We start from the raw sequence: 11933 nt of genomic DNA, 5'->3' as shown, positions 1-11933 counted from the left end.
ACCGGTGGACATTGTTGGTTCGATATTTCCCTTGCTCGAGCGTTTGAGTCGCGGCCGGATGGTAGCGCTACCAAGTCAACGGATACACGCTGCGACGCAGCATGCTTCTGAGTGCGACACGAACTCGCGGTTTACTGCGGTGCGGCATCGATTCCGCTGCAACGTTCCATCAAGCGCACTGTCGTCAGGCCGACTATTGCGACCCTCACCGGATGTGATACTGATAGCGCTATCACGTGCGCCGGGGAGAGCGACATGACGCAGCTGCAAAACGTCTTCGGACGCACGTCGCGCCTGGGCGCTGACACCGGTGGCGCCGCATGACAGCGCCCCCTTCCGCTGCCGCACCGGCCGCCGCCAAACTCGGCATGTACCGCTGGCGCGTATGCGCGATGCTGCTCGCGGCGACGACGATCAACTACATCGATCGACAGGTGCTGGGCGTGCTCGCGCCGTTCCTGCAGGACGAGATCGGCTGGAGCGAGATCGAGTACGGCTACATCGTCACCGCCTTCCAGGCCGCCTACGCGATCGGCCTGCTTTGCGCCGGCGCGATCATCGACAGGCTCGGCACGCGCATCGGCTACGCAATCGCCATCGTCGTGTGGAGCATCGCGGCGATGTCGCACGCGCTGGCCGCGACCGTGGTCGGCTTCATGATCGCGCGCTTCTTCCTCGGGCTTGGTGAAGCCGGCAACTTCCCGGCCGCGATCAAGACGGTCGCCGAATGGTTCCCGCGCCGCGAGCGCGCGTTCGCCACGGGCATCTTCAATTCGGGTTCCAACATCGGCGCGATCGTCGCACCGCTGATGGTGCCGCTCATCGCATTGTCGCTGGGCTGGCAGGCGGCCTTCCTGTTCACGGGGATGCTCAGCGCCATCTGGCTGGTGGTCTGGCTGCTGTGGTACCGGGCGCCGGAGCAACAACCGAAACTCACGTCCGCGGAACTCGCCCACATCCGCAGCGACCCGCCGGAAGTGTCAGCCAAGGTGCCATGGGCGCGCATCCTCAAGCATCGCCAGGCCTGGGCCTTCGTCGCGGCGAAGTTCATGACCGATCCGATCTGGTGGTTCTTCCTGTTCTGGCTGCCGAAGTTCCTGCACTCCGAATACGGCTTGACCCTGCTCGGCCTGGGCCTGCCGCTGGTGGTGATCTTCGTGCTGGCCGACGTGGGCAGCATCTTCGGCGGCTGGATCGCGGGCCGCTTCATCAAGCTCGGCTGGAGCGTCAACCGCGCGCGCAAGGGCGCGATGCTGATCTGCGCGCTGTGCGTGGTGCCGATCGTGTTCGCCGCGCAGGCCGAGAACCTGTGGGTCGCGGTGGGCCTGATTGGCCTTGCGACGGCGGGCCACCAGGGCTGGTCGGCGAACGTGTTCACGCTGACCTCCGACATGTTCCCGCGCCACGCGGTCGGCTCGGTCGTGGGCATCGGCGGCTTCGCCGGCGCGGTGGGCGGCATGATGATCGCCACCTTCACCGGTTTCCTGCTGCAGACCACCGGCAGCTACGTGCCGGTGTTCATGATGGCCGGCTCGGCCTATCTGCTGGCGCTGCTGGTGGTGCACCTGCTGGCGCCGCGGCTGGAACCGGCGCGTCTGGATGCGGGCAGCGACGCACGCGCCTGAGCCGATCGACTACGCACACGCAACGCATGACATGACCTCCGGAGCGGCCGAGGTCGCGTCCCCGCAAGGAATCCCGACATGAAACCGACACTGCTGCTGGCCTTCCTGCTTGTCCTGCCGGGGGCAGCGGCCGCCAGCCAGGATTGCCGCGCCCCGGCGACCGTATGCGAGACACGGACCAGCGGCAGCCTGGCGCTGATCGAACGCGGCGCACCGGTTGGCGTGCTCATCGGAGAGGATGACTTTGCCGCCGTGCGCCACGCCGCGGATGCGCTGCGCGCAGACCTGGCGGCCGTGGCCGGCGCTGCGACGTCGTCATCGGCGGGCTCGAATGACACCGCGATCATCGCCGGCACGCTCGGCCACAGCGCGCGCATCGACCGGATCGTGCGCGAGCAGCAGATCGACACCAGCGGCGTTGCCGGCACCTGGGAGGCCTACCTGCTGCAGGTGGTCGACAATCCCGAGCCCGGCATCGATCGCGCGCTGCTGGTGGTCGGCGCCGACCGCCGCGGTACAGCGTTCGGCCTGTACGAACTCTCGCGCCGCATCGGCGTCTCGCCCTGGACCTGGTGGGCCGACGTGCCTCCGCCGCGCCACGCATCGCTCCACGTCGCGCCGGGGCGTTTCGTCGACGCGCCCAAGGTGAAATACCGCGGCATCTTCATCAACGACGAGGATCCCGCGCTCGGCAACTGGAGCAAGGCGACCTTCGGCGGCACCAACCACCGCTTCTACGAGCGCGTGTACCAGCTGATCCTGCGCCACAAGGCCAACTACCTGTGGCCGGCGATGTGGCAGCCGCGCGCGTTCTACGACGACGATCCGCGCAATGCCGAGCTCGCCGACGAATACGGCGTGGTGATCGCCACCACCCACCACGAGCCGATGATGCGCGCGCACGACGAATGGTCGCGCCACGGCAAGGGTCCCTGGGACTACGCGCGCAACGCAGATGCGCTGCAGGAATTCTGGCGCGGCGGCATCGAGCGCCTGCAGGGCCGCGAAGCGGTCGTCACGCTGGGCATGCGCGGCGACGGCGACGAGCCGATGACCGAGGAGACCGCCACCGCCCTGCTCGAGCGCATCGTCGCCGACCAGCGCCGCATCATCACCGAGGTCACCGGCCAGCCCGTGGAGCAGACGCCCCAGGTCTGGGCGCTGTACAAGGAGGTGCAGGACTACTACGACAAGGGCATGCGCGTTCCCGACGACGTGACCCTGCTGTTTGCCGACGACAACTGGGGCAACATCCGGCGCCTGCCCGATCCAGCGCACAAGCGCCCCGGCGGTTACGGCGTCTACTACCACTTCGACTACGTCGGCGGCCCGCGCAACTACAGGTGGATCAACACCACCCAGGTCGAACGTGCCTGGGAACAGATGCGGCTGGCCTGGGCGCACGGCGTGGAGCGGGTGTGGGTGGTCAACGTCGGCGACATCAAGCCGATGGAACTGCCGATCAGCGTCTTCCTCGACCAGGCCTGGGATCCCGATGCCGCCGACCTGGACTGGATCGCCGGCTATCCGGAAGCCTGGGCGGCCGAGCAGTTCGGCCCGGCGCATGCGCGCGAGATCGGCGAAATCCTCAGCCGCTATACGCAGTTCAACGCGCGGCGCAAGCCCGAACTGCTCGACGCCGATACCTGGAGCCTGCTGCACGACGGCGAGGCCGAGCGCGTGGTCGCCGAATGGGACGCGCTCGAGCAGCGCACCCTCGCACTCGCTGCGCGCATCCCGGCCAGCCACCGCGACGCCTGGGTGCAGTTGGTCGAATACCCGGTGCTGGCGAGCGCCAACCTGACCCGCATGTACGTCGCTGCCGCGCGCAACCGCCTGTATGCGGCGCAGGGTCGCGCGTCGGCCAACCACTGGGCAGACGAAACGCAGCGTCTGTTCGAGCGCGACGCCGAACTGCAGCGCGTCTACGAACACGACGTCGCCGACGGCAAGTGGGTGCACATGATGTCGCAGGTGCGCATCGGCTACACCCACTGGCAGCAGCCGCCGCGCAACGTGATGCCGGCGTTGGCGCGCGTGGACGTGCCGGAACGCGGTGTCGCCGGAGTCGCGGTCGAAGGCGATGCACGCGGCTGGCCGCAGCGTGCGGCATCGCCACGGCTGCCGGAACTCGACCCCGTCGGGGCGCGCAGCCGCGAGGTGGTGGTCTACAACCGAGGCGCGCAGGCGATCGGCTTCACCGCGAAGTCCTCGCAGCCGTGGCTGAAGGTATCCCCTGCCAGTGGCGAGGTACAGGACGCGCAGGCGCTCGAGCTCGCCGTCGACTGGGCGCACCTGCCCGAGGGCGAGCACGAAGCGGTGATCGCCATCCGCGGCGCCGACCGCACCGAGGTGTATGTGCAGGTACCGGTGCGCAAGCCGCCGGCGCATCGCGGCGCGCGCGGCTTCGTCGAAGGCGACGGCGTGATCGCGATCGAGGCCGCGCATCATGCGCGCGCGGTGGCGCCTGCCGGTGGCGAATGGCAGGTGATCCCGAATCTTGGTCGCACCCTGTCGGGCGTGACCGCTTGGCCCGCCACCGGCGAGCCGCTGGTGCCCGGTGGCGATGGCGCGCGGCTGGAGTATCCGATCGTCGTGGACGCCGATGGCGAGGTCGAAGTGGGCGTCGCGCTGGCGCCGACGCTCGACCTGCGCCATCGCGGTGGCCTGCGCTATGCCGTGTCGATTGGCGACGAGGCACCGCAGCTGGTCAACATGCGCCTGGATCCGACGCCGGGCGACCGCGACTTCCGCACCTGGGAACTTGCGGTAATCGACAACGTGCACATCGCCAGCTCGCGCCATCGCGTGGCGGCCGGCGCCAATATGCTCAAGCTGTGGCAGGTGGATCCGGGCGTGGTGTTCCAGCGCATCGAGGTGGTCACGCGGCCGCGCGAGCGCGGTACGCTCGGGCCGGAGGAGAGCCAGCGACGCTAAGAGGTCCGGTCCAGTCGCGCGCCGCTGTGGATTTCTCCCTCCGGTCGAAATGACATGTGGTTCGCCCGGGACGCAGCAGGCCTGCGGTCGGAATAGCCGCAGTTTCGCGCGCGGATCGATACCCCGGACTCCCACAGGCCAGCAGAGCCCCGCATCTGCAAACGCCCCAAGCCCTTCACTGCCCCGCCCGGCGGGCGCAGACCACGTATCCCAGACCCGAGCCCATGAACATCGCGACCAAGCCACTCCACCTCCACGAAGACCGCCTGTTTCCCGCCGACGCAACCCAGCGCGCGATCGCGCGGCGCCTGTACGCCGAGGTCGCGTCGCTGCCGATCATCAGCCCGCATGGCCACACCGACCCGGGCTGGTGGGCCAGCGACGCGCCCTTCGCAGACGCCACCGAGCTGCTGCTGGTCCCGGATCACTACGTGTTCCGCATGCTCTACAGCCAGGGCATTGGGCTTGACGCGCTGGGCATCCCGCGCGCCGACGGCTCGCGTGCCGAGGTCGATCCACGCGCGGCCTGGCGGCTGTTCGCGCAGAACTTCCACCTGTTCCGCGGCACGCCTTCGTCGATGTGGCTCAACCATGTCTTCCACGAGGTGTTCGGCCTGCGCGAGCGGCTGGATGCCGGCAGCGCCGACCGCTACTACGACACCATCACCCAGGCGCTGCAGACGCCGCAGTTCCGGCCGCGCGCGCTGTTCGAACGCTTCAACATCGAGGTCATCGCCACCACCGAGTCGCCGCTGGATCCGCTGGAACACCACCAGGCGATCCGCGACAGCGGCTGGGGCGGCCGCGTGGTCACCGCCTACCGCCCCGATCCGGTGATCGACCCGGAACACGAGCAGTTCCGCTCGGCGCTGGAGCGCTTCGGCGAGATCACCGGCGAGAACGTCTACGACTGGGACGGCTACTTGCGCGCGCATCGCCAGCGCCGCGCCTTCTTCGCCTCGATGGGCGCGACCTCGACCGACCATGGACACCCCAGCTGCGCGACCGCCGACCTGCCCGCCGAGCAGGCGCGCGCGCTGTTCACCCGTGTCGTCACCGGCAAGTTCACCGCCGCCGATGCGGAGCTGTTCCGCGCCCAGATGCTGACCGAGATGGCGGCGATGAGCCTGGACGACGGGCTGGTGATGCAGATCCATCCGGGCTGCTTCCGCAACCACAACCGCGGCCTGTTCGAGCATTACGGTCGCGACAAAGGCGCCGACATCCCGATGCGCACCGAGTACGTGCACGCGCTCAAGCCGCTGCTCGACCGTTTCGGCAACGAGCCCGGCTTCCGCCTGATCCTGTTCACCCTGGACGAGAGCACCTACGCACGCGAACTCGCGCCGCTGGCCGGGCACTGGCCCTGCCTGTTCCTCGGCCCGGCGTGGTGGTTCCATGATTCCCCCGACGGCATGTGGCGCTTCCGCGAGCAGACCCTGGGCACCGCCGGGTTCTACAACACGGTCGGTTTCAACGACGACACCCGTGCCTTCCTGTCGATCCCGGCGCGGCATGACGTCGCACGTCGCATCGACTGCGCGGTGCTGTCCAAACTTGTGTCCGAACACCGCATCGACGAGGACGAAGCCACCGAGGTCGTGGTCGACCTCGCCTGGCGCCTGCCCAAGGAGGCATACCGCCTGTGAATCCACACGCCCACGCCGCCCGCGCGCAATCGCGCTTCCACGGCAGCGCCCTGCTGCTCCTGCTTGCGGTGCTCGCGCCCCTGCCGGCGCCGGCGTTTGCGTCGCCGCGCGAGAGCGTCCGCCTCGACAGCGGCTGGCGTTTCCATCGCGGTGACCCGCCCGGCGTCGACGGACGCCTGGACTACGACGTACGCCCCGAGGTAATCCGGAGTGCCGACGGCAAGGTCGCCGACGCGCGCCCCGACGAGGCGGTGCGCATCCAGGCCGATCGGCCGGTGCTCAAGCCCTGGATCCTGCCGACCGCGAACCGCTTCATCGCCGATCCGGATCGCCGCCACGCGCGCCCCGATGCCGACCCGGCCGTGGGCGACGTATCGTTCCTGCAGTCCGGCTTCGACGACAGCAAGTGGCAATCGGTGACGCTGCCGCACGACTGGGCGATCGCCGGACCGTTCATCGCCGAAGGCCCCTATGGCGGCATGGGCCGGCTGCCCAGCTGGGGCATCGGCTGGTACCGGCGCAGCCTCGACATCCCGGTCTCGCAGCAGGGCCGGCAGGTGTTCCTGGACGTGGGCGGCGCCATGTCGCACGCCAGCGTCTGGCTCAACGGTGAGCTCGTTGGCGGCTGGCCCTACGGCTACAACAGCTGGCGCGTGGACCTCACGCCCTACATCGCGTTTGGCGGCGACAACCAGCTTGCGATCCGTCTCGACAATCCACCCGAATCCGCGCGCTGGTATCCGGGCGGCGGGCTGTACCGCGACGTGCGGCTGACCACGACCGCGCCGGTGCACGTGACGCAGTGGGGCACCTACGTCACCACGCCCGAGGTCTCGGCGCAGTCGGCGACCGTCAACCTGCGCGTGGAAATCGACAACGCCACCGACGCGCCGGTGCGGGTGCAGGTGGACACCGGCTTCTTCGCGCTCGACGATGATGGCGCCGCCACCGGCGAAGCTGTCGCAAGCATTCCCACGATCGGCGTCGACGTGGTTGCAGGCGGCAGCACCAGGGTCAGCTCCGGCACGCGCATCGCCAATCCGCGCCTGTGGGGTCCGCCCCCGCGACAGCAGCCGCATCGCTATGTCGCGGTGACCACGCTGCGCCAGGACGATCGCATCGTCGACCGTTACCAAACGCGCTTCGGCATCCGCGACGTGGAGTGGGATCCGGACCGCGGCGTGATCGTCAACGGCGAGCACGTCGTGCTCAACGGCGTGAACCAGCACCACGACCTCGGCGCGCTGGGCGCCGCCTTCAACCTGCGCGCCGCCGAGCGCCAGCTGGAGATCCTGCGCGAGATGGGCGTCAACGCCATCCGCATGGCGCACAACCCGCCCGATCCGCAGCTGCTCGAACTCAGCGACCGCATGGGCTTTCTGGTCGTCGACGAGGTCTTCGATTCCTGGGAAAAGAAGAAGACGCCGCTCGATTTCCACCTCGTCTTCCCCGACTGGCACGAGGCCGACCTGCGCGCGATGCTGCGCCGCGACCGCAACCACCCATCCGTGATCCTGTGGAGCGTGGGCAACGAGGTCGGCGAGCAGTACGACGGCGATGCCGGCGCGGCCATCGGCCGACGGCTGGTGGAGATCGTGCGCGAAGAGGATCCGACCCGGCCCACCACCGCGTCGATGAACTGGGCCAAGGCCGACATGCCCTTCCCCGCCGCCTTCGACGTGATCAACCTCAACTACCAGGGCGAAGGCATCCGCCAGGCACCGGATTTCGAAGGCACCGAGCGCATCCGCACGCCGCCGTCGTACCCGGCGTTCCGCAAGGCCTTCCCGGACAAGGTGATCTTCGGCAGCGAGACGGCGTCCGCGCTGAGCAGCCGCGGCATCTACCTGTTCCCGGTGTCGCCGCAGCAGAGTGCCCCGGTCCGCGACCACAACGGCGGCGGCGATTCGGTGAACCACAACGTCAGCGCGTACGAACTGTACGCCGTGGACTTCGGCTCGAGCGCCGACAAGGTCTTCGCCGCGCTCGACCGCCACCCCTTTGTTGCCGGCGAGTTCGTCTGGAACGGCTTCGACTATCTCGGCGAGCCCACGCCCTACTACACCGCGCGCAGCTCCTACAGCGGCATGATCGACCTGGCCGGCTTCCCCAAGGACCGCTACTACCTCTACCAGGCGCGCTGGCGCCCGGACCTGCCGATGGCGCACATCCTGCCGCACTGGAACTGGGCGGGCCGCGAGGGACAGGTGACCCCGGTGCACGTGTTCACCAGCGGCGACGAGGCCGAGCTGTTCCTCAACGGCGTCTCGCAGGGCCGCAGGAAGAAGGGGGAGTACGAGTACCGGCTGCGCTGGGACGAGGTGGTCTACCAGCCGGGCGAGCTGCACGTGCGGGTCTGGCGCGATGGCCGCGAATGGACGCAGGCGCGCGTGCAGACCACCGGCGCGCCGGCGCGGCTTGCATTGGAGGCCGATCGCGCGCGCATCGGCAACAACGGCCGCGACCTGTCCTTCATCACCCTGCGCGTGCTGGATGCCGACGGTCGCGCAATCCGCAATGCCGACAACCGGGTCCGCTTCGAGGTCGAAGGGCCGGCCGAACTGGTCGCCACCGACAACGGCGATCCGCGCGACCTCACCGCCTTCCCCTCGCCCGAACGCGAGGCGTTCAGCGGGCTGGCGCTGGCGATCGTGCGCGGCCTGCAAGACCAATCCGGCACCGCCATCGTGCGCGTACACGGCGAAGGCCTGGAACCGGCAGAACTGCATCTGCAGGTGGGTCCGCCACAGTGAACAACGCACGCGAGGAATGCCCATGCCGTTGACCCGCCTGACCACGCTGCTGTGCGCGCTGCTCCTGGCCGCGGCGAGCGCAGGCGCCGCGCCACCGGCGCGATCGCCCGAGCCCGAGGCGCCCACCGCCTGGGTGAAGGATCCCCGCTACTGGCCCGAACCGGTGATGGACCAGACGCCGCCACCGCTTCCCGCATTCGAACGCGAGCGCGCGGTGCTGGTGTTCTCCAAGACCAACGGCTTCCGCGACAGCGAACAGATCGAGGCGGCCAACGACGCCCTGGCCGACATGGCGGACGCGCGCGGATGGGACAGCTTTGTCAGCGAAAACGCGGCGCTGTTCAACCCGGATGCGCTGGCGCAGTTCAACGTGGTGGTGCTCAACAGCATCAGCGGCAATGTCTTCACCGACGCGCAGCGCGCCGCCTTCCGCCAATGGGTCGAAGACGGCGGCGGCGTGGTCGCCCTGCATGGTTCCGGCGGCGACCCGCGCTACGACTGGGACTGGTATGTCGACACCCTGATCGGCGCGCAGTTCATCGGCCACACCAATGCGCCGAACCAGTTCCAGGACGCGACCGTGCTGGTCGCCGAACCCGACCATCCTGCAATGGCCGGCCTTCCGGGCGAATGGCGCCGGCAGGACGAGTGGTATGCGTTCGACCGCGTGCCCAACGGCCACGGCACCCGCATCCTCGCGCGCCTGGACGAAGGCAGCTACGAGCCCGCACCCGAACATCGCATGGGCGACCATCCCATCGTCTGGACGCGCTGCATCGCGCGCGGCCGCGTGTTCTACAGCGCGCTCGGGCACAAGGCCGAAACCTACGCCGAGCCATTGCACCTGCGCATGATCGACGGCGCGATCGGCTGGGCCGCCGAAACACCGCGCGACGCCTGCCGCTGAGCCGCATCCACGCATTCCCGGTGAGGCTGCCGACGCCTCGCGACCGCTCCCGATCCGAGGTCTCCCCATGAAGCACTACTCCACCAAGCTCCTCGCCGCCGCGATCCTGCTCGCCGGTGCCGCCGCCACCCATGCCGCGCCACCGCCGACCACGCTCAAGCAGGCCTATGCCGACGCCTTCCTGATCGGCACTGCGGTCAACGACGAGATTGTCAGCGGCGAGGATGCGCGCGCCCAGGCGCTGGTGGCGCTGCACTTCAACGCGATCACCGCCGAGAACGTGATGAAGGCCGAGGTGCTGCATCCCGAGCCCGGCAAGTGGGACTTTGCGGCCGCCGACGCCTTCGTCGCCTTCGGCCGGCAGCACGACATGTATCTGATCGGCCACACCCTGGTCTGGCACAACCAGACCCCGGCCTGGTTCTTCGAAGGCGCGGATGGCCAGCCCGCCGGCATCGACACCATGCGCGAACGCATGCGCGAGTACATCAAGGTCGTCGCCGGGCGCTACGCCGGCAAGGTGCAGGCCTGGGACGTGGTCAACGAGGTGATGGGCGAGGACGGCCAGTACCGCGACACGCTGTGGACGCGCGGCTACGGCGGCGACGGTGACGCGCTGGTGCGCGATGCCTTCCGCTTCGCGAGCGAGGCCGCGCCGGACGCCCAGCTCTACTACAACGACTTCAACGCCTGGCGCCCGGAAAAGCGTGACGGCATCGTGCGCATGGTGAAGATGCTGCAGCAGCACGGCATCCGCATCGACGGCATCGGCATCCAGGGCCACTGGGGCCTCAACTATCCGTCCACCGCGCATATCGAGGCCGCGATCGACGCCTACGCCGCGCTCGGGGTGAAGGTGATGATCACCGAACTCGACGTCGACGTACTGCCGCTGACGAAGGAAGGCCAGATCATCGGCCAGGGCATGGCGCATCCGCAGTTCCAGCTGCCCGAGTTCAAGACCTTCCTTGATCCCTACCGCGACGGCTTGCCGGCCGAAGTGCAGCAGCAGCTCGCCGACCGCTACGGCGAGCTGTTCCGCATCTTCCACGGCCGCCGCGACAAGCTCCACCGCGTGTCGATCTGGGGCGTCGAGGACGGCATGTCGTGGAAGAACGGCTACCCGATCCCCGACCGCACCAACTACACCCTGTTGTTCGACCGCAGCGGCCAGCCCAAGCCCGCACTCGAGGCGGTGCTCGCGGTACCCCGGACGCGCTGAACGGCGGCGGCAGCGCGATTGATCAAGGCGACACCCCGGTCCCCGCGTCCTGGCGGCCGCGTACAATGCGCAGGCGGCCGCAACTGCAGCCGCACCTCCCCTGGGGAGTAGCCGGCTTCCACCCCGGAAGCGCGTCCGTCAACACACTCGGCCTGTACCGGCCGTGGCGGCCGCAACCTGACGTTTGGCGAGACCAGCGGGCCACGCACGCCATTGCGGTCGGGCGCGTGCGCGGTCCGTTGTGCCCAAGCCTCGCCGTCCCGGATCCCCGATGCACCCCGTTTCCATCCTGTTGCTCGGCCTGGCGATGTCCACCGATGCGTTCGCCGCGGCCATTGGCAAAGGCGCCGCCATGCGCAGCCCGCGCTGGCGCGATGCGCTGCGTGCCGGCCTGGTGTTCGGCCTGATCGAGGCCACCACGCCCATCGTCGGCTGGCTGCTCGGCTCGAGCGCGTCGGATCTGGTCGAGGCTTGGGACCACTGGATCGCGTTCGGCCTGCTGGCGGCGCTGGGACTGCACATGATCCACAAGGCGCTGCACGGCGGCACGGACGACGATGCGCCGCCGCAGCGCGGACTGGGTGCGCTGGCGCTGGCGGGGCTGGCGACCAGCATCGATGCGCTCGCGGTCGGCGTGGGCCTGGCGTTCGTGGAGGTGGACATCCTCGCCGTCGCGGCGGTGATCGGCCTGTGCACCTTCGTGATGGTCACCGCGGGCGTGATGGCGGGCCGCGCGCTCGGCCAGGTGCTGGGCCGGCGTGCGGAGATCGCGGGCGGGATCATCCTGATCCTGGTCGGCGCGATGATCGTGTACGAACACGTGTTTGCCTGAAGCGCGGG

7 protein-coding genes are annotated in these 11933 nt (G+C 69.0%); all 7 read left to right on the top strand.

Annotated features, from left to right (window positions below):
• Positions 1 to 320 precede the first annotated feature (320 nt).
• The 7 genes from ACW5DW_RS05080 to ACW5DW_RS05050 all read left to right on the top strand — a co-directional run bounded on the left by ACW5DW_RS05080 (position 321) and on the right by ACW5DW_RS05050 (position 11925).
• A complete protein-coding gene (locus tag ACW5DW_RS05080; RefSeq protein ID WP_457017672.1) occupies positions 321 to 1625 on the top strand; it encodes an MFS transporter in 1305 nt (434 codons plus the stop codon).
• A 78-nt stretch (positions 1626 to 1703) separates the two neighbouring features.
• Complete coding sequence (locus ACW5DW_RS05075) at positions 1704 to 4562, top strand: glycosyl hydrolase 115 family protein (RefSeq protein ID WP_457017671.1); 2859 nt, start codon at positions 1704 to 1706, stop codon at positions 4560 to 4562.
• Positions 4563 to 4786: 224 nt separating this feature from the next.
• Complete coding sequence (gene uxaC, locus ACW5DW_RS05070; protein ID WP_457017670.1) at positions 4787 to 6211, top strand: glucuronate isomerase; 1425 nt, start codon at positions 4787 to 4789, stop codon at positions 6209 to 6211.
• A gap of 68 nt (positions 6212 to 6279) precedes the next feature.
• A complete protein-coding gene (gene galB / locus ACW5DW_RS05065; protein WP_457018407.1) occupies positions 6280 to 8964 on the top strand; it encodes a beta-galactosidase GalB in 2685 nt (894 codons plus the stop codon).
• Positions 8965 to 8986: 22 nt separating this feature from the next.
• The gene (locus ACW5DW_RS05060) at positions 8987 to 9871 is read left to right on the top strand and encodes a ThuA domain-containing protein (protein WP_457017669.1); all 885 of its coding nucleotides are present in this window, start codon (positions 8987 to 8989) and stop codon (positions 9869 to 9871) included.
• A 67-nt stretch (positions 9872 to 9938) separates the two neighbouring features.
• Positions 9939 to 11093 carry an endo-1,4-beta-xylanase gene (locus tag ACW5DW_RS05055; RefSeq protein WP_457017668.1) on the top strand — a complete coding sequence of 385 codons (1155 nt, stop codon included), beginning with the start codon at positions 9939 to 9941 and terminating at the stop codon, positions 11091 to 11093.
• 271 nt (positions 11094 to 11364) lie between these two features.
• Entirely contained in the window at positions 11365 to 11925 is a 561-nt protein-coding gene (locus ACW5DW_RS05050; protein ID WP_457017667.1) for a manganese efflux pump MntP, read from the top strand.
• Positions 11926 to 11933 lie beyond the last annotated feature (8 nt).

The sequence above is a fragment of the Luteimonas sp. A482 genome (assembly GCF_054072655.1).
This window is presented reverse-complemented; position numbering and strand designations above follow the sequence as displayed.